Here is a 24,366-nt window from a genome sequence, read left to right on the forward strand (position 1 = left end):
TAAAACTCTGACGAAAGTTTAATGGCACTAAACCCGGCGCTCGGGTGGCCGTCCGTCCTCAGTGACGCCCGCTCCCCTTACCGCCTCCCCTCCCCCCTGCTCGTCCCGCACCACCCGAGGAGTAAGCCCATGAGCTCCCCGTCTTCCCATGAGAGCACCGCACGCTCCGTGCGCGGCGTTGTCTTCCGCTCACCCGGGCAGGAGGTGACCGTCACCGACGTCACTCTGGCCCCGCCCGCCCCCGGAGAGGTCGAGGTCGCCGTCGTCGCGGCGGGCGTCTGTCACTCCGACCTGCACGTCATCCGCGGCGAGTGGGACCACCCCGTCCCGGTCGTGCTGGGGCACGAGGGCTCGGGCGTCGTCACCGCGATCGGCGAGGGCGTCACCGGTCTCAAGCCCGGCGACCACGTCGTGCTCTCCTGGGTCCCGTCCTGCGGCACCTGCCGGTTCTGCCTCTCCGGGCGGCCGGCCGCGTGCTCCCTGGTCGCCGAGGTCGTCGCGCCGGGCGGGGTGCTGTACGACGGCACCAGCCGACTCTCGGTCGACGGCGAGCCCGCGCACCACTACCTCGGCGTCTCCTCGTTCGCCGAGCGGGTCGTCGTTCCCGCCTCCGGCGCGATCAAGGTGCGCGAGGACGCCCCGCTCGACGTGATCGCGCTGGTCGGCTGCGCCATCGCCACCGGTGTCGGCGCGGTCCGTAACACCGCGGGGGTCGAGGAGGGTGCCACCGTCGCCGTCATCGGCTGCGGCGGGGTGGGGCTGTCCTGCGTGCAGGGAGCCCGACTGGCGAAGGCCGGCCGCATCGTCGCCGTCGACGTCGTACCGGAGAAACTGGAGCTGGCGCGCCGGCTCGGCGCGACGGACGCGGTGGACGCGCGCGACGGCGATGTCGTCGAGGCGCTGGGGGCCCTGGTCCCGGAGGGCCTGGACTACGTGTTCGACGCCATCGGCAAGATCGAGACCACCGAGCAGTCCATCGCGGCACTCGGCCAGGGCGGCGCCGCCGTCATCGTCGGCCTGCCCCCCGCCGGCCGCACCGCGCGCTTCGACCCGCTCGCGCTCGCCGAGGCCGACCAGCGCATCCTGGGTTCCAACTACGGCTCGGTCGACGCCGCCCGCGACATCCCGGCCCTGGTGGACCTCGTGGTGTCGGGCGACCTCGATGTGGAGTCGATGATCTCGGCCCGCCGCCCGCTGGACGAAGCGGGCGACGCCCTGGCCGACCTCGCCGCGGGTCACGCCCTGCGCCAGCTGCTGATGATGGAGAAGGAGGAGAACCGGACATGAGCACCGCCAGACAACGGGACAGACAGCGGACCGAGCAGCAGACCGGTTCCCGGACCGGCTCGCAGGCCGACACACACAAGCAGGCCGACGGACTGGCCCACCGCTCCGTCTCCACGTTCGAGGTCGGCGCGCAGAGCGTCGCGAACGTCGCGCCCAGCGCCGTCATCGCGTTCGCGCCCGCCAGCATGGCGGCGTCCGCGGGCAACGGCGCCTGGTTCTCCTTCTTCCTGGCCATGGCCGCCGTCCTCGCCATCGCGTACTGCATCTGCGTCTTCGCCCGCAGGCGCGCCGGGGTGGGTTCGCTGTACGCGTTCTCCCGGCTCTCGCTGGGGGCGCCTGGCTCCTTCGTGACCGGATGGGCGCTGCTCATCGGAGCGGTGTGCATCGGTTCGGGTTCGCTCGCCGGCGCCGGGTACTACACGGCGCGCGCCCTGGACCAGATCGGCATCGGGGTCTTCACCGGCGTCACCGGCCAGATCCTGCTGGACGTGCTGCTGGCCGCCGTCGCCATGCGGCTGACGATCGCCAGCGTGCGGACGGCGGCACGGGTCGCCTCCGTGCTGGAGGTCGTGTCGATCGTCCTCATCGTCGTCGTCCTGCTGCCCGCCTTCTTCAAGAGCGGGAACGTCATCGACACCGACCAGCTGACCCTGAGCGGTTCCACCCTCGACGGGGTCGTCTTCGCCGTGGTGCTGGGCGTGCTCGGTTTCGTCGGCTTCGAGGGCGCCGCCTCGCTCGGCGCCGAGGCCACCGACCCGTACCGGGCGATCCCCCGCTCGGTGATGGGCAGCGCGGTGCTGGCCGGTGTGCTGTACATGTTCGCCACATACGCGCAGGTCGCCGGGTTCGGCGGGGCGGACGCGCTGGCGAAGAGCTCCGACCCGATGGACCAGCTGGCGGAGATGTCCGGCCTCGGTTTCCTGAAGTTCTTCCTGCACGCGGGCTTCGCCGCGTCGTTCGTGGCCGTGGTGATGGCCTGCATCACCGTCGCCGCCCGGCTGCTGTTCGGCATGGCGAACGAGGGCGTGATGCCGGCCCGGCTCGGTGTCGCCCACCCCCAGCACCGGACCCCGTCCGCGGCGATCTGGACCATCTCCCCGTTCATCGCCGTCCCGGCGGTTCTCGTGGTCGGCGCCGGGACCGCACCGCTGGACGCGACGACGTACATCGACACCATCGGCGTCTTCGGCTACATGCTCAGCTACACCTTGGTGTGCCTGGCGGCGCCCCTGTTCGTGCGCCGGATCGGGGCCCGCGGTCTCCTCCTCACCTGGGGGCTGGGTCTGATCGGCGCCGCCGCGATGGTCTACGTCTTCTACCGCAACCTGTGGCCCGTACCGGAGTGGCCGCTGAACGTGCTGCCGTACGTGTTCGTCGGGGCACTGGTCCTCGGGGTCATCGGCTTCGCCGCACTGCGGATACGGAATCCGGAGGCCGCGGAGCGGGCGGGAACGTTCGCGGACGACCTGGACTGACGGCCTGGACCAGCGGACCTGGAGTGACGGCCCGGACCACCCGTCCCTCCGCCCCTCCCGCCCGCCTCGCCGTTCTCCTTACCGCCTCGATGCCCCGCTCCCCCGCGCCTCGCGCGGGCGGTGCGGGGCATCGAGGCATCGGAGCATCGGGCTCGACCATGCGCGGAAACGCGCCACCGCGCCCGGCGGATCGCCCGGCCCACGGCCGCGGTGCGCCCCCGGTCCATCCGGCGCATCGGCCACAGAGCGCACCGGTCCGTCGGGCACAACGACCGTTGGGCCCGACTTTGGGGCCAAGGGCCCAGGTCACCCGGCCCGTGCCCCCGTACGCTCACGTCCACCCCGCATGCACAACCGCGGGGACTGGCAAGGCATGTGGGCGTCGGAGAGGAAGAGTCGTGACGGCTGGCGGGGGCTGGGAAAGCGGAAACGCGGGCCACATACCACCGAGGGGCGGAGGTGGTGCCTCCGGAGCGGGTAGCGGCGTCTTCTTCGCACTGACCCGCAGCTGGGCCGCGGGGGCTCTGGTCTACATCGCCGCCGGGTACCTGGTGTCGCGCGGGCTCGTCGAGCTGCTCGCCACCGAGGAGCGGCTCGCCTCGTTCGGCTGGCGTCTGGGCCTGCTGCATGTGCCGAACGTCATCACGACCGTGCTCACGGTCCTCGCCTCGATCCGGGTGCTGCCCTACGAGCGGCGCGAGTCCCGGCTGCTGACGCTGCTCGCGGCCCTGGGCATCCCGGTGGCCGCGGTCGTCTACGGGCTCGCCGTCTCCTGGCACCTCGTGGGCTTCGAGGGCACATTGATGCCGATCGTCACGCTGGCGACCGGTTCCGCCGCCGGGCTGGCCGTGCACCGGCTGCTGGAGGACCGCGAGGACCAGGAGTCGTCCACGTCGTACCCGTACTCCTGGCGGGACAACGGGGCCACCGCGATGGAATACCTCGGGGTGATCATCCTCGTCGTCACGATGATCGGCGCGATGGCCGTGGCGGGCATCGGTGGGCAGATCGGTGAACGCATCCTCTGCGTGATCAGCTCGATGGGCGGCGGCGGTGGCAGCTGCTCGACGGGCGGGGGCGGCGACACCACCGCGAAGCCCAGGACGGATGCCGACTACGAACCCAAGATGTGCCAGGTCTCCAGCATCTCCGACACCGTCGGCGGCAAGGTCAAGGTCGGCTGGTTCGAGTGGGGCAACGAGTACGGCTTCCAGCAGAAGGTCAGCCAGGCCAACACGGACGTGAACGGCGACGGCAAGGTCGACGAGAACGACAAACTGGTCTACATGACCTTCACGGACGCCGCCTCGGCCGGCGCCACCGCCAGCACCCCCGGTGTCAAGCTCGGCAAGCTGGGCAAGGCGGACGTGGACGTCGGCGGCGGCATCAAGATCACCAACGGTGACACCTGGGTCTTCAAGAGCGAGGAAGAAGCCCAGCAGATGCGCGACGACATCGAAGAGATGAAGATGTGGGAGACCTCCACCAAGTACAGCGGTGGCTACGGCGGTGGCTGGTACTCCGGCATGAAGTGGGCCGACAAGAAGAAGGACGTCGAGAACAAGATCGGCGACAAGAAGATCTCGTACTCGACCATCGGCCTCAACGTGTACGCCGACGGTGGTCTCTCCATCAGCGCGGGCGACGACTCCAAGCTGGGCGCCAAGCTCGGTGGCAAGGCCAAGTTCTCCCCCGAGGTGACCATCACCAAGGACGGCATCAACGGCAACGAGTCGTACACGTACACCGCCAAGCTCGAACTGGAGGGCAAGGTCAGCGGCACGGTCGGTCCGTACGGCGGCGCGGCCTCCGCGAAGGACAACCGGACCGGGGCGATCACCGTCACCCGCGACCAGAAGACCGGCAAGATCGTCCGCATCGACATGACCCAGACCCATGAGGGCGGTTCGACGGCCAACAAGGGCGACATCAGCGGCGACAACGGCAAGAAGGGCGGCGACAAGCGCGGCGGCAAGATCAGCGGCTCCGACTCCTCCGGCGAAACCGGCATCGAGGTCAAGACGAACTCGATCATCTTCGGCAAGGACACGGACCAGGCCACCGAGGCCAAGCGGGCCATCGCCGAGCAGTGGCTGGGCGGCTCCGGCGACAACACCGCCCCGTTCGAGTACCTGTTCGGCGACCACTCGATGGAGCAGAAGCCCACCGGGAACGACCCGTTCGAGCAGCTGATGTTCCAGGACGGCCTGTCGAGCTCGATGAATTACCACGGTCAGACGGACGCCCAGGAGTTCGGCTTCGAGATCTCGCTCGGCATGAGCCTCGGGCTCTCCATCTCGGACGAGCACAAGCAGGAGACCCTGACGGACGCGCAGTTCCTCGGGGCCCCGAACGGCGACAAGCGCTCGTACCTCCCGTACAGCTACTGCGCGAAGTAGCGGGGGCAGCCCGGAGACTTACGGGCAGCCCGCACGGGTAGCCAAAGAGGCGGCCGCACCTGTAGCTGTAGTCCTGGCCACGGGTGCGGCCGACCGCACGGCGTACGGCATATTGGCGCACACCGTGCAGACCGTACGGCGCACGCGCCGCACGGCACGCACCGCACGGGGCGCATCACGCACGGCAATCACGCACGACGAAGAGGCGATAGGCGATGACGACGATGAAGATATCCCGGGCAATCGGCGCTGTTGCCGCCGCCGCCATCGGTCTCACCCTGCTCACGGGCTGCGGAGACGAGGCCGCCTCCGTGCCGGAGGGCTGGGGCACGCTCGACACGAAGAGCCTGTCCGTCGGGTATCCCGAGAAGAAGGGGTACAAGGAGCAGCCGTCCGCCGAACGTGCGAAGGCCAACGCCGCCGTGGCGCTCAAGGAGGAAGGCGGGCTGCGCACCGGCATGGTCTCCGTGCAGCTCGACTTCGCGACGGGCGTGAACGACGCCGACAAGGCGGCGGCCGCCGCAGGCGCCGGAATCGGTCTCGGGACGACCCGCAAGGAGACCTCGGACGTGCGGCTCACGGGGGCGGAGAGCGCCCGTGACGCCCGCAGGATCGACTACGAATTCACGTCGAGCGGCAAGGACCGGACCCCGGCGCCGGGCACACCGATGACGGGTGTGGTGGTCGCGGGCGTCGACTCGAAGCACGTACCGTTCGCCGTCCGGATCAACGCGGTGAAGGGCTCGCTGAGCCGGCAGGACCTCGACGCGTTCGTGAAGTCGATCACGGTCAAGTAGGGGGTCGGTTCTCCACACCGCTCCGCTTCTCCACACCGCCGCTTCTCCACACCGTCGGGTCAGCACACCGCCGGGTCGCCGCGTCGTTCGCCAGGAAGTCGTTCGCCATGACGTCGCTCTCCGCGGCGTCGCTCACCCGCGGCGTGGGTCCCCCACGACGCGGAGTCATCATGTAGTCGATCAGCGGATCAGGGGCGCTCGTTCATGCAGATCCTGCCCGGAGGCACGGCCACCTTCCTCCTTCTGTTCGGCCTCTTCCTCGGCGCGTTCGCGCTCCGCTCCGCGCTGCGCCTGCGCCGGGTGCTGCGGCTGATCCGGCATGGCGAGCACGTCGAGGGGCGGTGCGCGGACCGTCGGACGGTCGACCGCGGCCCCGGCATGGACCGAAGTTACGCCACCGAGTACGTCTTCACGTTCCGCACCCGCGACGGCCGCGAGATCGAGTTCACCGACCACGCCCCGGGGCCGTTCGGCTTCGAGGTCGGCGCGCCCGTCCGGGTCAGCTACGACCCGGCGGACCCGGCCGGGCGCGCCACGGTGGCCGGGCCGGGGGCGTGGGGGCCGGTGGTGATGCCCGCGCTGCTCGCGGTCGTGCTCGGGGTGTTCTCGGTAGGGCTGCTGGCCGGGTTCGCGGCGATGCGCGGGTGGCTCTGAGGGGCGAGCCGGTCTGCGGCAAGCGGCAAGCGGCAACATCCAACAACGGACGTCCAGCTGCGGAGATCCGGCAGCGGACGTCCGTCAGTGGACCGCGGACCGCGAACCGCCGACTTGCCGTGCCAGCGGCTGCGGGAGCCCCGCTACCGGCTGGGGACCTCGCTCCCGAACAGCATCCACGGCGACTGGTCATACGACGCCACTCCGGACAACTGCGGTTGCCTCGCGGCGATTTCGTGCCGCACGGCGAGCGTGTCCGGCCAGCTGTCGAAGAATGTCGTCCCATTGACGACGACCCCGCTCCAGTCGGTCGCCGCGGAGGCACCTTCCCGGTCGACGACGAAGCCGATGCAGAGCACCGAGGCCCGCCCTATCGCCTCCCGGATGGCCCGCGCGGCAAGTTCCTGCTCGTCCCGCGTCAGCTGCCCGATCGCGAATTCGAGTGCGACAACACCGTCCCTCATCTTCCTGACACGCGCCGGAACGTCTGCCCCGCCGTCCGTCCAGAGCAGGAAGTCGACGCTGTCGATCCGTTGCAGACCGGCCAGGAGCACGAGTTGCTCGCGGGTCACCCATGACAGGGTGCCCCACGGGTCGGGGCCAGGCCCGATCAGTGTGACCCGCCTGGTCACAGGGTGATTGAGCCGGAGTCCCGCCGCGTCGAGGTCGCCGAAGAGCGACTCGGCGTCCGGGCGACTCCAGCCGAGGTGGTACGAGTAGAAAAAACCGTCACTCATCGACACATCACTCCATGAAACGGAATCAGGTGGAGCGTGCAGATCAAGGTGCGCGTGGGCGCGCCGGGACGGGCGCTCTGGACGGCGCCGGCCAGGTGGTTCACGGTTGGTCGGGTACGAGCGTAATGAGCACTGTCCGTCCGGGCGTGGGCCCACGGACCCAGCCATGGACCCCATTGGCGGAATGCGGTGGACACGACTTCCCGGATGGCAGATCGTGTACGCCCTTGACTTCCTCTTCCTCGTGAACGAGGGAGATTCCTACGGCTCGCGCCGTGGGGTTTCCTGCTTCATCGCCGACTGCCCGCCCGGCATACGCCGTTGGGGTCTTACACCAGCTCCACAGGCAGTGACCGCCAGTCCGGCGGCCAGGAGATTCTTCGCGGCGTTCACGTCACGGTCATGCGTAACACCACACCCGCACGTCCACTCACGAGCGCTGAGCGGCATCTTGCTCTGCAAGGTGCCGCAGTTCGAGCACAGCTTCGAGGAGGGGAAGAACCGGTCAACCACAACCACGTCCCGCCCGTACCAGTCGGCCTTGTACTCCAGCATGGACCGGAACTCCGACCACGACGCATCACTGATCGCGCGAGCCAGGGCCCCGTTCTTCACCATGTTCCGGACGGTCAGGTCCTCGATCACGAGCGTTTGGTTCTCACGCACGAGACGACTCGTCAGCTTATGAAGGTGGTCACGGCGCCGGTCGGCGATCCGGGCATGCACCTTCGCGACCTTCCGGCGGGCCCTGGCCCGGTTGGCAGAGCCCTTCTGCTTCTTCGCCAGGTTCCGCTGGGCCTTCGCCAGCCGGGCCCGGTCCTTGCGTTCATGCCGGGGGTTACTGATCTTCTCTCCGGTGGAGAGGGTCATCAGGGTGGTGAGGCCGACGTCGATCCCGACCGCCGCGTCCGTGGTGGGCAGTGCCTTCACGGTGGGGTCCTCGACGAGCATCGACACGAACCAGCGCCCCGCCGCATCCTGAGACACCGTCACCGTGGACGGGGCCGCACCCTCGGGAAGGGGACGCGACCACACGATGTTCAGCGGTTCACGCATCTTCGCCAGGGTCAGCCGTCCGTCGCGGTACCGGAACCCGGAGGTGGTGTACTCGGCGGACTTGCGGGACTTTTTCTTCGACTTGAAACGCGGGTACTTGGCCCGCTTCGCGAAGAAGTTCGCGAAGCCGGTCTGCAAATGCCGCAGGCACTGCTGCAAAGGCACCGACGACACGTCGTTGAGGTACGCGAGTTCTTCGGTCTTCTTCCAGGCCGTCAGCATCGCGGAGGTCTGGTTGTAGTTGACGCGCTCTTGCCGGGCCCATGCTTCGGTGCGGGCGGCAAGGGCCATGTTGTAGACCTTCCTCACGCACCCGAACGTACGCGACAGCTCAACTGCCTGCGCGTCCGTCGGGTAGAAGCGGAACTTGAACGCCCGCTTCACATGAGTACCGGTCATAGCTCACAAACTAGTATGGGTTCTGTAAAATTCAAACCTGCTGGTCAGAGCACGGGTTTTCGCCTTGGCGGCGAAACCCCGCTTCTTACCCTGCTCCGCAGGAGCTTCGTTTCCTCCCCCACGTGGACGTGGGGGTATCCACTCAGGAGGCCCAGATGACACGCACCGATTCGCCTCCCGCATGGGACGAGCGCACCCAGCTGGCCACCTTCCTCGACTACGTACGCGACACGGCGCGCGCCAAGTGCGAGGGGGTCTCACCGAAGAACGCCCGCCGGGCCCCGCTCCCAGGGTCTCCGCTGATGACGATCGCCGGGCTGATCAACCATCTCAGCTGGGTCGAGTACTACTGGTTCGAGGTGGCGTTCCTCGGCGGTGAGGACGAGGGGCCCTGGACGGATGAGGACCCCGACCGCGAAATGCGCATCGCGGTGGACATGCCGCTGGCCGACGTGCTGGCGGCCTACGAAGCGCGGACGGCCCGCTACCGCGAACTGGTCGCCTCCCACGACCTGGACACACCGGCCAAGCGCCCGCGCGCGGACGGCAGACAGCCCGACCTGCGGTGGATCGTGCTGCACCTGATCGAGGAGACCGCCCGGCACAACGGCCATCTCGACATGATCCGGGAGATCGTCGACGGCACCACCGGGGTCTGAGGGCCGGGCAGCGCCCCGTTCCCGGCCCCGTCACCGCCGCCTCGACCCTGCCACTGCCACTGCCACTGCCACTGCCACCGGGCCTCGTCGTCACCGCCCGGGCCCTATCCGATCTCTGCCGCCCGCGGCACGATGTGCTCGGCGAGCTGGTGGGTGAAGCTGACCGGGTGGCGGTCCGGGAGCACCTGGATCTCGCCGATACCCAGGCCCGCGTACGCCTCCGCGTCGGCGAGGAACGTGTCCGGGCGGTCCAGCACGGGACCGTTGTACAGCACGGTCTTCTCGATGGCGTCGTAGTCACGGTCCTCCGCCGTGCAGTGCGCACGCAACACGTCGAGCTTGTTGGCGACTTCCTCGGGTGAGGTGGCGAACAGGTTGCAGGCGTCCGCGTACCGGGCGACCAGACGCAGGGTCTTCCGCTCGCCCCCGCCACCGATCATGATCGGCGGGCGTTCGCCGATCGGTTCGGGTACGCACAGCGTCTCGGCGAGGCGGTAGTGACGGCCGTGGAACGGGCCATTGTCGTCGCTCCACATCTGTAGGCAGATGAGGAGCGTTTCCTCCAGCCGTTCGAAGCGTTCGGCAACCGGGACGACCGGGACGCCGAGCCCGTACTGCTCCCGCTCGTACCAGGACGCCCCGATGCCGAGCCTGGCCCGGCCGCCGGACAGCACGTCGAGAGTGGTGACGATCTTCGCCAGCAGGCCGGGGTGCCGGTACATCACGCCCGTGACCATCAGGCCGAGCGTCATCCGCTCGCTGAGCGCCGCCACGTAGCCGAGGGTGGTGTACCCCTCCAGCATCGGTTCGTCGACGGCGCTCCGCCCGGTCTCCATCTGGAAGTAGTGGTCCATCACGGTGAACGACGCGATGTCCGCCTGTTCGGCGACGCGTACGGATTCCGCGAGGGTCGGCGCGATGAGTGCGGGGTCGGCCGGTGTCGAGTAGTTCCAGTAGTGCAAGCCGAGCTTCACGTACGACCTCCGCGGGTCGGGGAGAGCGGGCGGCGCGGAGGCCGGACCGACGGCCGCCCGCACCCCGATCACCGCTCGGGGTGCCCGTCGGGTGCCCGAAGGTCACGCTATGCGAGGTCGTGCGCCCCCTGCCGCCCGGCCGACGCAAACGGGTCAGAGGGCTGGGCCGGGCCGGGTCCGGGGCGCGGTGAGGCCGGAGCGAAGCCGGACCGGAGCGAGGCACGGCCGGGGACCGGCAACCGGGACACGGAGAGCTAGGTGCGGGGTGCGGGGTGCGGGGTGCGGGGTGCGGGAGACCGAGGCACGAAAGCGCGGAAGTGCGGGAGAGCTCGCCCCGATCAGTTCCCGGCTCGATGCCATGGCCGGTCGGGGCGGGTGGGACACGCGTCCCGGGCCAGCCGCAGGGCATATGTCGGCCGTTCACCGGGGACGGGCCCGAGGTACTCGTGGCCGGTCATGTGGCACCAGGCGGGAAGGTCGAGCGGGGCGGCCGGGTCGGTGGCGATCACATGCACGACCGTGCCCGCCTCCACGCCCTCGATCGCCTTCCTCAGGCGGAGCAAGAGCGTGACGCACAGCAGGCCGGTGCCGTCGACGGTGAGCCGCGCGGGCGGAGAGGGCTCCTGCCCGTACATCCCCGGGTGCGAACCGTCGGTCCGCTGCCCGTGCTCGCGCTGGGCCTCGCTCAGCCCCTGCCCGTCGCCGCTCATGCCGTGTGCGCTCCTCATCGCTTCCCGGCCGGCCTCATGCTCCAGGGCCGCCGGTTCCGTGGCCTCCGCCGACCAGCCTAGATCGGCCCCGCCCAGGCCGTACCGGCGCATCAGCCCTGCTGCCCCGTGCTCCCATCGGCCTGGTGACCGCTCGCCCGGCAGCCTCCCGCGGCGGGACGCCGGGGGCCGCTGAAGCCACGCCTCGGAGCCGGCAAGGCCCGGCCCCTCTCGTCGCGACACACCAGGGCCCGGCCCCCGCAAGCGTGGCTGCGGGGGCCGGGCCCTGGTACTGACGCGGTTGGCTCAGGAAGAACTACCGCGCGGGAAGGAGACTTCCACGCGACGGTTCTTCTTGCGGCCTTCCTCCGTGCTGTTGTTCGCGACCGGGTACTGCTCGCCGTACCCACGGATGTCGAAGGTGACGGTCGACCCCAGGTCCTTGACCAGCACCGATTGCACCGCGTTGGCACGCTGCTTGGACAGCACGTCACCGTGGGCCGCCGAACCGAGGTTGTCGGTGAAGCCGAACACCCGCACCTTGGTGGCGTTCTGCTTCTTGATCTCGGCGGCGATGGCCGCGATACGGGAATGGGCCGCAGGGCTCAGCTTGGCGCTGTCCTTGCCGAAGAGAACCTCCGCCTGGAGCGCGAACTTGACGTTCGCGTTGCTGTCCTCGCGGCGCTCCTCGCCGCCCTCGTCCTCGATCACCTGCACTATGTCGAGGACCTTGGCGGGCGCGAGCGTGCCACCCTCGGGCATCCTCAGGCCGGGGCTGTTGGGGTTGAGCTCCACTGGCGGCACCGACGTGGCCTCGGTGCCCGGTGGCACGCTGGGACCGTCGTCAGCGGCTGCGTTCGCCGCCCCCAAGACAGTGGCACTCGCCGTGAGCAACGCGGCTGCGACGACATGGCCCGCAATCCGCATTGACCTGCGGCGTGTCAGGGTCTGGGTCATGTCAGCCATCACCCAGAAATCTTCAGCGAGGCAGTGGCGAACGTCGGCAGCGTGAAGTCGACTTCAGTCGTGGTTTGCGGCGGCGCCGGGAACTGCATGAAGACAGAGACAGACTTTCCGGCCGGGATCGCTGTCAGCCCGGTGGTGCAGAGGCACCGCCCATCCGTGTCCCGAAGAATGTAGTAACGCTTCTTGCCGACCTTGTCCACAAGTGTCGCGCCCGCTACAGAATTCGGATTCTTGGCCAGGATGACACTTTCACTGCCCGACCACTGACTGCCGCTTTGAATACGGTTCCCGTCATTCTTGATCACGCCGCTGACGGTGACGAACCCGCCATTGTCACGCTTTACCTCATTGACGACAAGAACCAGGCCATCACGACCATTGACCTGAGCGAGTTTCACATTCGGGTCCACGTTGTCCCCGGCAGCGGTGTCCTCCTGCTTCGCCCCCTCGTCCTCACCAGAGGGATCAGAGGGGGCGGAGGAGTTGACGGAAGACGGCGAACCGGTGTCCTTCGTCTTCCCGCCGTCATCCTTACCGCAGCCAGTCACGGCGAGAGCCAGGGCAGCCGCCACCGAGACGGCTACCACCGCCCTTCGGGACTTGGTGGAGCATCGAATGCTCATCGGTTCTGGTTCCTTTACTCGTCGTTCGCCATCAGTTGTCGACCAGGCGCACATCAAAGAGAATCTTGCTCACTTGGGACCACGGCGGAGGGCTGCTCGTCTTGATCACGACCGACCCCTTGGCGCAGGTGAAGTAGTAGATGTCCTCGATGCTGTCCCTGTTGAAGTCCACGGACGTCCACGAGCACTGGAATCGGACTTCGGCAGTGGCGTGAAGCTTTGCCGTCTTCTGCTTCGAACCAGGAATCACCGGCGAGTCCACCGTCTTGCGGCTTTCGGCCTCGACCCTGACCGTGTCGCGCCGGCCACCCGGCCAGACCTGGCAATCCGTGACATCCGCCTTGTTGGACGAGGCGAGCCTCTGCGCCTCGGCGCATGGCATCGCTGAGGGAACTGCGTGACCCGACAGGAAAACCGGCAGCATTCGCTCGGGAAGCGCTGCGAGGAACTGGTCTTCCAGATCTTCGCGGATCTGCCGAGCCGCAGCCAGTGCGGCGGCGTCCGCCGCACCCTGGGCCCCATTACGCAAGGCAGCGGCCTTACCGACGGCAAAGAATGCGAACACGAGGAAGAGCAGGCCCGCCACCATCACTACGTAGATGGGGAAGGCCTGCCCTGCGTCGCGGCGACTGCGCTCGATCACGTGCCCGAGGTGATGCTGTCCACCAGGCCGGAGATCCGCTCCGAGATCGCGCCACCGATGCCCGTGGCCATGATCGCGCCGATGATCGCCACGACCACCAGGATGATGCCCAGGTACTCGAACGCCGTCTGGCCGCGGTCCTTGGCCTCGTAGCGCTTCTGGATCGCGCCGACCGCGGTGTTGGCCCAGCCGTTGACGCGCACGGCGGTCTTCAGGGTGATGTTCGACATGGTGGTCCCCTCCGGGTTCGGCCGACCGGTGGCCGGCCGACTCGCACGTTTCTTGGGCGTCGCCTGCGGATCCGGCTTCCTCCTGGCCGGAGCCGCTGGCGACATGAGAAACATACGGCCGCACGCCCTGCGCCCCGGAGGGCCCCAGGGCCCATTCCCGGGCCCAAAACGTCAGTTGGGTCTCTTCCGGTACGCGCTGGGCCCCACGCCTCACGCGCACGACCACGGCCCCACTGCCGGCCTCGCTGCGCCGCTCAGCCACGATGACCACCGGCCCCGCGCACCCCAGGTCCCGCCGCGGGGGCCGTACCGAGCCAGCGGGCGATGGCCTCGCTGCGACTTGCGCTGTGCAACTTGGTGAAGATGCGGTTGATGTGGTTCTTGACCGTCTTCTCGCTGATGAAGCAGGTAGCGGCGATCTGCTGATTGCTCATGCCGGAAGCGATCAGCTCCATGACCTCCGCCTCCCGTGAACTCAGCCCGTATTGACGCCTGTTGACGGCAACATCCGTCTCCCTGGTCTTGGAAGACTGTGCCACAACTGGTTGCAGATGCGAAAGACCCTGCGATGGTAGAACTGCTCGCGCCGCAGGTGGGGAAGGTTCCGGCTTGGGTGCATGTGCAGGCGCACCGTATGGCAGGACGGGGCTCGGGGCGTGGCCGTCGTAGCCGGGCCCCTGGTACGGAACGCCCGTGGTCAGGGCCGTTCCGAGCCCTTCCGGAAGGGGTCGTCCCTGTGGTCCTGGGCCCTGGCGCATGTGGGCCAGAAGGGCGTTGGCCGCAGTGGCGGTGAAATGGGCGCGGCCGTTCTTCGTGTCGCGTACGGCCTGCACCAACTGATCGGCCGTGAATTCGCCGTGGACCAGGTAGCCGCTCGCGCCCAGGCGCAGCGCATCGTGGACTATCTCGTTCTCGCGGCTGTAGGTCAGCATCATGACCGGTGCGACCTGTACGAGGTGCGGCAGCGCGGAAATGCCGTCGACGCCGGGCATGCGGACGTCGAGCAGGACGACGTCCGGGCGCTGCCGGACAGCCATGTCGTATGCCTGGCGGCCGTCCGTCGCTTCCGCAACGACCTCGATGTCGTCCCGGCCGGAGAGCAGTACGCCCAGGCCGGCCCGGACCACGGGGTTGTCGTCGGCCACGACGACCCGCAGAGCGGTGGCGACAGGGGTGGGCGGCGGCCCGGGGAAGGGGGGCATGGACTCGGATGCCGCAGACTGCTGGGAGACGGGGGCGGGGGCGGGGAGCCCACTGGATCCGGTGTTCGAGGTGAGCGGGGTGCCGTGCGGGGACGGGTGCTGGGATGCGGGGTTCTGTGCTGCCCAGTTCTGGCCCGACGCGCGGGAGACGTCGTCCGGCATCTGCAACCTCCTCTCAGGGTTTTATGGGGGGTGAGGGTGATGGTTGGAGCTGTTCGGTTCTTTCGGTCGGTTCGCTGTTCAGTCCGGTGGCGTTGCCTCTGTGGCGGTGCTGAGTGCTGCGATCGGGAGGTCCAGGCGGACTTCGGTGCCCTTGGCCGCCTGGCCCTTTCCGATGCGGATGCGGGCGCCGATGGACGCGGCGCGTTCGACCATGCCGACGAGGCCGAAGTGTCCGGCGTGCCGGAGGTCGTCGAGCGTGACTCCTGCGGGCAGGCCGCGCCCGTCGTCATACACGCTGACGCGCAGGACATCGCCCTTCACGCCTGCGAGTACGACGAGGTATGTGGGTTGTGCGTGCCGGTGTGCGTTCTCCATCGCCTCGGAGGCGATGGTGAGCAGCTGCCGCGCCACCGCGTGCGGGACGCTGGGGACCGGGATGTCGTTGTACAGGCGGAAGGTGGCCGTGAGGCCATGGCGCCGGGTGAAGTCGTCAGAACGTGCGTGGAGTTCGCGCACCACGTCGACTCCGCCATCGAGTCCGGACTCGCGGCGCAGGTCGGAGAGGAGTTCTCGCGATTCGGCCGCAGCCCGGCGGGCCGCGCGGGCGACCAGTTCGGCCTGGTGCTTCACGGTCAGCGGGTCCATGCGGTCGGACGATCCGGCGAGGCCGTCGGCGGCCAGGGCCAGGCCGTGCAGGGTCTTGGCGACCGAGTCGTGCATCTCCCGGGCGAGGCGGGTGCGTTCGCCCTCCACGGCCTCATTGACGGCGAGGCGGGCTCTGGTCTCGGTGAGGGCCTGGCTGGCCTTCCCGAAGCGGAGGAGCAGGTTGCGCAGCGTCACGCCGACGGCGCCCGCGATGATGCAGAAGCCGGGGAGCAGGAGCGCCGTGGCGCCGGCGGGGTGCAGTTTCGGGTCGGTGGCGTACACGCCGAGGACGATGACGGTCTGGAGTGCGGCGAAGACCGCCGCGCCCCGCCACCCGGAGACGAGACCGGCCAGCAGCGGGGTACACACCGTGACGTACGCGAGGGTGGACTCGGGGGACGCGGTGATCAGCAGCAGAGCACCGAAGAAGGCGTCGATGCCGAGCAACCAGGGGTGGCGCAGCAGGACCGGGCCGAAGCGTTCCCAGTCGCGGAACAGGACGTAGCTGCCCATGAACGTGACGAGGATGGCCGAGCCGATCAGCCACATGGGCGCACCCGGGGCGGTGTGAGCGATGGCGAACGGGGTGGCCATGGCGATCATCGCGAGCCGGAAGCCGAAGACCTGTCTGCACATCGCCTGGAGCGCATTGAGCTGGATGGCGAACGCCGGGCGCGAGCCGGGATCGGCTATCGCCTGGCGAACTTCCGCACCCAGTCCGGTCTGGATTCCGCCGAGTTGGAATGCCATGAGCCTGTCACCTCCCCTGCTCCGTTCAGTCCGTCGCCCGCATCGTCCACGTCAGCCGCCCGCGAGGAAGCCCAGGTCGATGTCGGCTCCGTAGACGAAGCCGACCGTCAGCAGCACCAAGGTGCCGGGGAGCAGGAAGGTGGTGACCGCGAAGGTCGCCTTGGGGACCGCCCTGGCCGCCTTCCGGCGAGCGTTCTGGGCGTCGGTGCGCCGCATGTCGTTGGCGATCTGGATCAGCGTCTCGACGATCGGGGCACCGAGCTCCTCACCCTGCTGGAGCGTGGTCACGAACATGGCGACCTGTTCCGAGTCGTTGCGCTTGCGGAGTTGGTCAAAGGCTTCGCGCCGGCTGACGCCCATGTCCATCTGACGGAGCGTGATGCGGAGCTCGTCGGCCCAGGGGCCCTCGTACTTCTCGGCGACGCGTCCCAGCGCCTGGCGGAAGCCGAGGCCGGCGGAGACCACGACGGCCAGCACGTCGAGGAAGTCGGGAAGCGTCCGGTCGATGTGGTCGCGACGAACGCGTACCGCCGACCAGATACCGACCTCGACCCAGAACACGCCGAAGGCGATCAGCAGCAGAGCGAAGAAGATCTGCCCGCGCATGAGCATGGTCAAGGCGCCGAGCGCGCCGAGACCACCGTAGACGGCGCGACGGGCGGCGTAGCGGTCGATGGTGAGACCGCCCGGGTTGCCCGCCAGGTCGATCTGACGGCGCTTCTTGTTGACGGCCTTCGGGCCCATCATCCGCAGGATCATGGGGGCCCAGCGCATGCCGAGCCGGTCGATGCCGGAGCCGACCGCGCTGGTACGGGAGGCACCGACCTCCAGGGCGACCGCGAGGTCCCCGGGGAGCTTCGCGTCACGCCGGTACATGCGGATACCGGCGATGGCTCCGTACACCGCCAGGCCCATCAGGGCGGCAAGCAGCAGACCCATGTTTCCCCCGCTCATCAGACATCGATCCGGGACATGCGGCGGATCACGATGAATCCGATCGCATACAGGGCGATGGAGACGACCACCGCCACCTGGCCGATGAAGGCTCCGGTCATGCGGTCGAGTGCGCCGGGCATCACCGCGTTCATCAGGAGCATGGCGCCGAGGCCGAACATCGGAACGGCGTACGCGGTGACGGTCACCTGGGACAGCTGGGTTTTGATCTCGCGTCGGGTCTCCTTGCGCTCCTCCAGTGTCTCGGTGAGGTTGCGCAGGGAGCTGACGACCGTACCGCCGGCCCGGTTGGACAGGACGAGGGTCGTGACGAGGACGACGAGTTCGCGGGAGGGCAGTCGGTCGGTCAGCTCGCTCATCGCGTCTTCGAGGGGTTCGCCGACGGCGAGACGGCGGGAGACCCTGGCCAGTTCCTCGCCCGCCGGGTTCTCCATCTCGTCGGCGGCCATGCCGATGGACGTGCGCAGGGCGAGACCTGCCTGGGTGGCGTTGGCGAGGATCCGGGCGAGCTCGGGGAGCTGGTTGATGAAGCGTTCGGTGCGCTTGGTCCGCTGCCAGTTCAGGAAGGCGTTGGTGCCCCAGAGGCCGATGAGTGCGGCAACCGGGCCGAAGAAGCTGGCGAGCATGGACGCGGCGATCATCCACAGCCCGGCCATGGCGAGGACCGCGTAGACGACGAACTCGCCCGGACTGATCTCCAGACCGGTGGCGGCCAGCTTCAGTTCCAGCTTCCGGCCGAGACCGGTCTTGCACAGCCACGCGTCAAAGCCCCGGAAACGGCGGTGGCGGCCGGCCTCCGGGACGTGGCCGGTGCGTGAGAGGCGGTCCACCAGGGCGTCGCTGTCGGCCTTGCCTCCGGAATAGGCGTGCAGGCCGGCGACGCCCGTGACACCGGCCAGCAGGGTGACGCCGATCGTGAGAAGGGGGAGATTGGTCATGGCTCGGTACCTAGTTGGCCTCTCGGGTGGCGAGCTGTTCGGCGGATGCGGCGACCCCGAATGCCTGCGGAATGGGCTGGCTGGCGATGTAGAGGCGGTCGGCGATCTTGCGGGGGATCGGGAGGTACTGGAACTCGCCGTTGATCCGCCCCTCGGCGTCCATCGGCCGGGCGTTGAACCGGGCGACGGTCACGATGCGGTACGGGTCGCGGCCGTGCGAGTCCAGCACCGCGATCTCGGTGATCTTTCGGGAACCGTCGGCGTGCCGGGTGAGCTGGACGATGACGTCGACGGCGCTGTTGATCTGGTCGTGCAGCGCCTCGAAGGGGATCTTGATCTCGGACATGGACGCCAGGGTCTGCAGACGCATGAGCGCGTCCTCGGCGTTGTTGGCGTGGACGGTCGCCAGCGAGCCGTCATGACCGGTCGACATCGCCTGGAGCATGTCGAGCGACTCGCCGCCACGGACCTCACCGACGACGATGCGGTCGGGGCGCATACGCAGGGAGTTGCGGACCAGATCACGGATGGTGATCTGGCCCTTGCCCTCGACGTTCGCCGGGCGGGACTCCAGCCGGATCACATGGCTCTGCTGGAGCTGGAGTTCGGCGGAGTCCTCGATGGTGACGATGCGTTCGCTGTCCGGGATGAGCCCGGAGAGCGCGTTGAGCAGCGTCGTCTTCCCGGTGCCGGTGGCGCCGGAGACGATGACGTTGAGCTTGGCCTGGACGAATCCGGCCAGCAGGATCAGCATCTGCTCGTCGAGCGAGCCGACGTTGATCATCTCCTGGAGCGTGAACGCCCTGGGGAACCGTCGGATGGTGAGCGTGGCACCGGTGAGCGACAGCGGCGGGATGATCACGTTGACACGCTCGCCGCTGGGTAGACGCGCGTCGACCATGGGGTTCGACTCGTCGACGCGGCGGTTGACGGTCGACACGATGCGCTCGATGGTCTGCATCAGCTGTTCGTGCGAGCTGAAGCGCATCGGCAGCTGTTCGACCCTGCCGCTGCGTTCGACGAAGATCTGGTCCGGTCCGTTCACCATGATTTCGGTGATGGACGCGTCCTCGAGGAGCGGTTCCAGGATGCCGAGGCCGAGCGCCTCGTCGACGACCCGGCGGATCAGCTGGGTGCGTTCGACGGTCGAGAGGACCGGTCCCTCGCGGCTGATGATGTGGCTGAGTACGCGTTCCAGCCTCGCCCGCCGGTCTGCGGCGGCGAGCGAGGACATCTCCGCCAGGTCGATCTCTTCGAGCAGCTTGGCGCGGAAGACGGCGACCATGTGGCCGTCTTCCCGCCCCCCGTTGCCGCCCTTGTCGGGGGCGCTCATACGTGCCCGCAGACTCATTCCGTCACTCCTCGTTCACACGTGCTTGTTGAGCCGCCGGCCAGGCAGCGGTGCGGTGCGCCGCAGGGGTCAGGTGCGGGGCATCGTGGAGCTTCGTTCGGCCCAGCCCCAGATGTCGACGCCCGGAATGATGCGGGGGACCTTGACCCGGGCCTTGCAGGTGACCTCGTCGTGGGAGGAAGGTCCCGGGGTGATGAGCGCCCGGCGGGCCGTCCAGTCGCTCATCGCGTCCTTGGCCGCCTGCTGGTCGCAGCCCCTCATGGACATGCTGGCCATACGGGCGCCCGCGCGGGCCCCGGTGCCCGCCTGGTTGGCGGCGTACGCGGCGAGACCGGCCTGGATCGCGAGGAGGCCGACGAGGAGCATCAGGGGGATGAAGCCCAGGTACTCCATGGCGACCTGGCCGCGGTCGCGCCGGGGGGCGGCCGTCCGGCCGGATGTGTGCATGCGCATGCTCATCGTTCAGCCCTCCAGCGGCGTGGCCGCGTGGCCGGTGACCGGGTACTTCCAGTTGAGGATGCCGGGTACCAGGATCGGCACCTGGAGCTCGACCTCGGCCTTGTACAGGCCTGACGAGGCGTAGCACGACTTCTTCTTGACCGACTCCCGCCAGGCCTTCGGCAGGTGTTTCTCGATCGCTTCACGGCATTGCCCGATCCTCAGGCCGCCGGCGATCGCGCCCTTGTGCGCCGCTTCGTCGGCCGCGTTCGCCGCGAGGGAGAACGTGTAGCCGATCAACGCACACTGCCAGAGCACGAGCATCAGCAGGATGATCAGCGGCGTCATGCCCAGGAACTCGATCGCGGTCTGGCCTCGGTCGCGGTCGCGCCCCGGGAGCCGGGCGTACGCCCGGCCCTTCGTCCGCCCGTATGTCGAGTTCCGCGTCCGGCTCGGCGCCGGGGAAGGGTCACCGCGACGCCTTCCCCGTATCTCCATGTCTGTCGTCTCGGTGAGTGCCATTGGTCAACTTGCCCCCTTGGTCGTCGCCCGGTTCCGGGAGTCGCCGTCGCGTCGTCCGACGCGTGGGCGGCCGATCGAGCCTCGGTCGTTCTTGAACCTCGCGCCGCCCTTCGCGCCGTTCTTCTCCGGCTTCTCAGGAACCTTGACGATGCCGAGCTCGCCCGCAAGGGCCCAGAGGGCCTGTTTGACGGTGCTCTTGGAGTCGAGTTCGTGGAGCCGGCCGGCGTCGAGGACACTCTGGAGTTCCTTGAAGTTGGCGGGAACAGCCGTTTCGGCCATCCGTGTGCCGGTGATCTTCTCGACGAGGGGCGGCTGGATCTCGGTGTTGCGGATGAAGCGGTTGACGAGCGTGACCGTCTCCTCCGCCTTGCGGATCTGGAGGCGTTCCCACATCCGCACGAGGCGCTTGGCGCCGCGTACCGCGATGACGTCGGGGGTGGTGACCAGCAGGGCGGTGTCGGCCATCTCGATGGCCGCCGCGTTCGCCCCCTGCAGCTGGCTGCCGCAGTCGATCACCACCACTTCGTAGCGGGTGCGCAGCGCGCTGACGATCTGGCGGGCCGAGCGGTCGCTGACCTCCTCGGCGCTCTCACCCTCGCCGGGTGCCAGGAGCAGCGACAGTCCGGTGCCGTGGGTGAAGATGGCGTCGGACAGGACGCGCGGCGAGATGTCGGTGATCGTGGAGAGGTCGACGATGGAACGTCGGAACTGCACGTCGAGGTACGAGCCGATGTCGCCGGCCTGGAGGTCCATGTCGACCAGGGCGACGTTGCGTCCGGACGCCTGGGCCGCAAGGGCGATCTGGACGGCGGTGACGGTGGTGCCGACGCCGCCCTTGGCGCCGCTGACGGTGATGACGGTGCCGCCGGGGCCGGTGAAGACCTCGGTGCCGCTGCTCAGGTGCCGGCGGACGCCGACGGACCACTGGGCGGCGGACTGGACCCGGTTGACGAGTTCCTCGTAGCTCAGCGGCAGGGTGACGACACCTCGCGCGCCCGATTCCATCGCGGACGAGAACAGGCCGGGCGTCACATCGGCGCTTATCAGCACGACCCCGATCGCGGGGAAGCGCAGCGAGACCTCCCGGATCAGCTCCAGTGCCGGCACCGGGCCGATCCGCTCGTGGACCAGCACGACCTCCGGCAGTTCGTCGAGCGACTCGCCCGCCAGCCGGGCGAGGGTGTCGATGAGCTGCGTCGAGTCCCCGACCGGGGCGGCCGGATCGGCGTCGGGAAGCTGGCTGAGCAGTGTGGTGACGGATCTGGCCGCGTCGACGTCACCGACGGCCGGGAGGATCCTCGTGGTCATTCGATCCTCACTTGTCCTTGTCGAGCGTGTAGGTGCGGTCGCCCGGACGGATGGTGCTGTCGCTGCCGGAGGCCAGGAGGGCGAGGCGTACGTGCTGCGCGAACGACTCGGCGTAGGCGATGCGCTGGGTGTCGAGCGTGTTCAGGGCGAAGGTGATCGGAACGGCCTCGGTGCCCATGTTGGACTTGCCGTCGCGGTTCGGCTCCAGGGCGGTCAGCTTGCCGACGTCCAGCACCTTGGCGTTGGAGACGATGACCTTCGAGGTGGAGGGGGCGCCGTCGCGCTCACCGGCGAACGTGGCGTAGACGTTGACCGTGGAACCGGGGGTGATCTTGCCCGCGACGCCGGTGGCGGCGTCGATCATGATGGCGATCTCCTGCTCGCCGGGCTGCAGTTCCGGACGCTTCTGCATCATGTCGGACTGGAGCAGCGAGCCCCTGCGCAGCTGGGTGACGGCGATCTTTCCGTTCACCTCGGAGAGGTCGGTCACGGCGTTCTCGGAGAGCCAGCGCTTCGGCATCGAGATCTTCTCGAACTGCCCGGGTGACAGGGCGCTGTAGGGCGCGACGTCGGACTTCAGCTGGTAGGCCGAGACCTCGGGGCCCACCTTGGAGTTGACGTCGCTGATCACCGATAGCACACCGGCGAAGGCGCCGAAGGCGCACAGAACCGACAGGAGCAGGAGTATCACGCCGCGGCGCTGGCGGGAGTTCATGGGCCGGACAACCTCGTTCGATTCGGATGCGTGGGGCAGCGGACAGGAGGGCGTCTACGGAGGAAAGCGGAAGCGCTAGGACTGCGGTGGAGCGGGCGCTCCCTGGCTGAGGACACCGGCGTGGTGCATTCGGTTCTCCGCTGCGGGAAGCGGCGAGGAGCAGAACCCGCAGAGGTCTCCGATGAGTTCCAATCCGCACCAGTGGCAGATCTCCCGGCGGACGGAGCAAACCAGTTGGTACAGGACGGAGATGTCTGGCAGATAAGCAGCGAATTCCACCAGCTTTCCCGTTCCCCACCAGGCCGGGGAATCGGAGGGAAGTTCGGCCTCGTGAATGGTCTGAACCTTCCACGCGGGCGCGAGGGTCTGTTTCACCCACTCCGACTGCGACTGCCCCTTGGCGGTCATCAGTTCGGTGGGAAATTCCGGGCCGGTCGGAGGTTCCGCCTTCGGGCCGATGGTGACGAGCTGCGGCTGCGGACTCGCGACGACCGCGAACTGGGAGCCGGGCACCCATGACTTGGCGTGGGTGCGGAGGTCTACCGGCACCCTGTCGAACTTGGTGACGGAGTGCAGCAGCGCGCCCGCGTGGATGTAATGGGACAGCAGCCGGGCGGCGGAGGCGATCACTCCCGGACTGAAGTCGCAGATGGACAACTGGCGCAGCTGCCGCACGAGTACGGCGATGCCCAGCGGAGGAAGGTCCACCTTGAGCAGAGCGATGCGATCGCTCTCCAGCACGGAACGCACGGAGTATAGACGACGTTCATGAGCGGGAGCGATGGCGCTCGGGTAGACGGCGACGACGTAGCCGTGCTGCTCCAGCAGCACATGCATGTCTCCGATCGCCATCTCCAGCGACTGGACATCCGGAGCCTGCAACAGAGCGGCGGTCGGCGTCTGCTGGTCGGTCGGAGGCAGTACCAAATCAACACTGGTCACTGCTATTGCGGTCGGCACACTGTTCCCCGTTTCGGCTCCGGCCGGACGTCGGTCAGGACGTCGGCCGCAATCGCTCCTGCTCCGCGCTTTCTGCCTCAGCACTTTATCCACGTCTTACCTGGCAGAGAACACTTTCCGGAGGCCAGTACGACAACGCGAGGGGGACGCCCGGTCAACACACCGGCGTCAAATCGGATCAAATCGAAAATCGTTAACTTCTGTACCACTGCGGAGAGTTACTGGTTCACCTTCCGACTGCCCCCGCCCCGAATTCGTCCCCGCATGTCAGACCGGATGCGGAACCCGGCACTTGCACCCGGGATGCGGCCGGCCGGTCACCGTCCGAGCACTCGGACCGCATCACCCGCACGAGGCGACTCAGAGTCAACAAACTGTCAACTTGTGGAGGATCAGCGAGGATCGTGAAGGGTTCGCAAGGCGTTCACGCGGGGTTGGCAGAGGGGCGGCGGGGCGACTGGGGTCCGGCTCGGCGAACCCGCCCCGAACAGCCTTCACTGCCAGAGGTCTTGACAACTCGATTGGTCTGGACCAGCTTTATCCGCCAGCGGTGACCGCCGCCGTCCGGGACCCGCCCCTCCATCCCCCGCCACCCCCGGACGGCTGCGGTTCCGCCGACCGACCTCGTCGAAGACGCCCCCGTTCCCTCCTACTTCCCCGGCCGACCTCTCTCATCCCCCGCAGACCACCGCCGAGGCCCGGCCCCGAACCCCGGGCCCGAACCCCGTCACCCCACCCCGTCCGTACTCCGGTCCGTCCCCCAAGGCACCGGCCCGCGAGCCGCGCCCGGCTTTGCCCCCCATCCGTCGGCCCTA

24 protein-coding genes are annotated in these 24,366 nt (G+C 68.5%); 6 read left to right on the plus strand and 18 right to left on the minus strand.

Annotated elements, in window-relative coordinates; translation table 11 throughout:
- Positions 1-129 precede the first annotated feature (129 nt).
- The 5 genes from ACIHCL_RS24135 to ACIHCL_RS24155 all read left to right on the plus strand — a co-directional run bounded on the left by ACIHCL_RS24135 (position 130) and on the right by ACIHCL_RS24155 (position 6,612).
- Positions 130-1,287 carry a Zn-dependent alcohol dehydrogenase gene (locus ACIHCL_RS24135; protein WP_399864661.1) on the plus strand — a complete coding sequence of 386 codons (1,158 nt, stop codon included), beginning with the start codon at positions 130-132 and terminating at the stop codon, positions 1,285-1,287.
- Positions 1,284-2,762: an APC family permease gene (locus ACIHCL_RS24140; protein ID WP_399864662.1), complete on the plus strand. Its 1,479-nt coding sequence runs from the start codon at positions 1,284-1,286 to the stop codon at positions 2,760-2,762. The genes ACIHCL_RS24135 and ACIHCL_RS24140 overlap by 4 nt, the downstream gene beginning before the upstream one ends.
- A gap of 398 nt (positions 2,763-3,160) precedes the next feature.
- Complete coding sequence (locus ACIHCL_RS24145; protein WP_399864663.1) at positions 3,161-5,161, plus strand: hypothetical protein; 2,001 nt, start codon at positions 3,161-3,163, stop codon at positions 5,159-5,161.
- 215 nt (positions 5,162-5,376) lie between these two features.
- Entirely contained in the window at positions 5,377-5,958 is a 582-nt protein-coding gene (locus ACIHCL_RS24150; protein ID WP_399864664.1) for a hypothetical protein, read from the plus strand.
- 204 nt (positions 5,959-6,162) lie between these two features.
- Positions 6,163-6,612: a DUF3592 domain-containing protein gene (locus ACIHCL_RS24155; RefSeq protein ID WP_399864666.1), complete on the plus strand. Its 450-nt coding sequence runs from the start codon at positions 6,163-6,165 to the stop codon at positions 6,610-6,612.
- Between the two features lie 143 nt (positions 6,613-6,755).
- On the opposite strand, the gene ACIHCL_RS24160 is transcribed toward ACIHCL_RS24155, so the two are convergent.
- Positions 6,756-7,349 carry a hypothetical protein gene (locus ACIHCL_RS24160; protein WP_399864667.1) on the minus strand — a complete coding sequence of 198 codons (594 nt, stop codon included), beginning with the start codon at positions 7,347-7,349 and terminating at the stop codon, positions 6,756-6,758.
- A gap of 261 nt (positions 7,350-7,610) precedes the next feature.
- Complete coding sequence (locus ACIHCL_RS24165) at positions 7,611-8,804, minus strand: RNA-guided endonuclease InsQ/TnpB family protein (protein ID WP_399864668.1); 1,194 nt, start codon at positions 8,802-8,804, stop codon at positions 7,611-7,613.
- Between the two features lie 155 nt (positions 8,805-8,959).
- Between ACIHCL_RS24165 and ACIHCL_RS24170 the strand changes: the two genes are divergently transcribed.
- Positions 8,960-9,463, plus strand: a complete 504-nt coding sequence (locus ACIHCL_RS24170) for a DinB family protein (protein WP_399864669.1) — start codon at positions 8,960-8,962, stop codon at positions 9,461-9,463.
- Positions 9,464-9,567: 104 nt separating this feature from the next.
- Here the strand turns inward: ACIHCL_RS24170 and ACIHCL_RS24175 are convergent, their stop codons facing one another.
- From ACIHCL_RS24175 to ACIHCL_RS24250, 16 genes are all read right to left on the minus strand, one after another.
- The gene (locus ACIHCL_RS24175) at positions 9,568-10,437 is read right to left on the minus strand and encodes an LLM class F420-dependent oxidoreductase (protein WP_399864670.1); all 870 of its coding nucleotides are present in this window, start codon (positions 10,435-10,437) and stop codon (positions 9,568-9,570) included.
- Between the two features lie 338 nt (positions 10,438-10,775).
- Entirely contained in the window at positions 10,776-11,147 is a 372-nt protein-coding gene (locus ACIHCL_RS24180) for a sulfurtransferase TusA family protein (protein WP_399864671.1), read from the minus strand.
- Positions 11,148-11,450: 303 nt separating this feature from the next.
- Positions 11,451-12,071 (minus strand): OmpA family protein, encoded by a 621-nt coding sequence (locus tag ACIHCL_RS24185; RefSeq protein WP_399864852.1) that lies wholly within the window; start codon positions 12,069-12,071, stop codon positions 11,451-11,453.
- 38 nt (positions 12,072-12,109) lie between these two features.
- Entirely contained in the window at positions 12,110-12,733 is a 624-nt protein-coding gene (locus ACIHCL_RS24190; protein ID WP_399864672.1) for a hypothetical protein, read from the minus strand.
- A 31-nt stretch (positions 12,734-12,764) separates the two neighbouring features.
- On the minus strand, positions 12,765-13,376 hold the full coding sequence (locus ACIHCL_RS24195; protein WP_399864673.1) for a pilus assembly protein TadG-related protein: 612 nt from the start codon (positions 13,374-13,376) through the stop codon (positions 12,765-12,767).
- Positions 13,373-13,606: a hypothetical protein gene (locus ACIHCL_RS24200; RefSeq protein WP_399864674.1), complete on the minus strand. Its 234-nt coding sequence runs from the start codon at positions 13,604-13,606 to the stop codon at positions 13,373-13,375. The genes ACIHCL_RS24195 and ACIHCL_RS24200 overlap by 4 nt, the downstream gene beginning before the upstream one ends.
- 254 nt (positions 13,607-13,860) lie before the next feature.
- Entirely contained in the window at positions 13,861-14,970 is a 1,110-nt protein-coding gene (locus tag ACIHCL_RS24205; RefSeq protein ID WP_399864675.1) for a response regulator, read from the minus strand.
- 78 nt (positions 14,971-15,048) lie between these two features.
- Complete coding sequence (locus tag ACIHCL_RS24210; protein ID WP_399864676.1) at positions 15,049-16,365, minus strand: sensor histidine kinase; 1,317 nt, start codon at positions 16,363-16,365, stop codon at positions 15,049-15,051.
- 51 nt (positions 16,366-16,416) lie between these two features.
- Positions 16,417-17,304 (minus strand): DUF5936 domain-containing protein, encoded by an 888-nt coding sequence (locus ACIHCL_RS24215; protein WP_399864853.1) that lies wholly within the window; start codon positions 17,302-17,304, stop codon positions 16,417-16,419.
- Between the two features lie 14 nt (positions 17,305-17,318).
- Positions 17,319-18,257: a type II secretion system F family protein gene (locus tag ACIHCL_RS24220; protein WP_399864678.1), complete on the minus strand. Its 939-nt coding sequence runs from the start codon at positions 18,255-18,257 to the stop codon at positions 17,319-17,321.
- Positions 18,258-18,267: 10 nt separating this feature from the next.
- Entirely contained in the window at positions 18,268-19,608 is a 1,341-nt protein-coding gene (locus ACIHCL_RS24225; RefSeq protein WP_399864680.1) for a CpaF family protein, read from the minus strand.
- A 69-nt stretch (positions 19,609-19,677) separates the two neighbouring features.
- Entirely contained in the window at positions 19,678-20,055 is a 378-nt protein-coding gene (locus ACIHCL_RS24230) for a TadE family protein (RefSeq protein WP_399864682.1), read from the minus strand.
- 15 nt (positions 20,056-20,070) lie between these two features.
- Complete coding sequence (locus ACIHCL_RS24235; RefSeq protein ID WP_399864683.1) at positions 20,071-20,394, minus strand: septum formation initiator; 324 nt, start codon at positions 20,392-20,394, stop codon at positions 20,071-20,073.
- Between the two features lie 177 nt (positions 20,395-20,571).
- Complete coding sequence (locus ACIHCL_RS24240) at positions 20,572-21,876, minus strand: CpaE family protein (protein ID WP_399864685.1); 1,305 nt, start codon at positions 21,874-21,876, stop codon at positions 20,572-20,574.
- 7 nt (positions 21,877-21,883) lie between these two features.
- A complete protein-coding gene (cpaB, locus tag ACIHCL_RS24245; RefSeq protein ID WP_399864687.1) occupies positions 21,884-22,591 on the minus strand; it encodes a Flp pilus assembly protein CpaB in 708 nt (235 codons plus the stop codon).
- Between the two features lie 75 nt (positions 22,592-22,666).
- Positions 22,667-23,533: a hypothetical protein gene (locus ACIHCL_RS24250; protein WP_399864689.1), complete on the minus strand. Its 867-nt coding sequence runs from the start codon at positions 23,531-23,533 to the stop codon at positions 22,667-22,669.
- Positions 23,534-24,366 lie beyond the last annotated feature (833 nt).

It is taken from the genome of Streptomyces sp. NPDC052042, assembly GCF_044548345.1.
Lineage (GTDB): Bacteria > Actinomycetota > Actinomycetes > Streptomycetales > Streptomycetaceae > Streptomyces.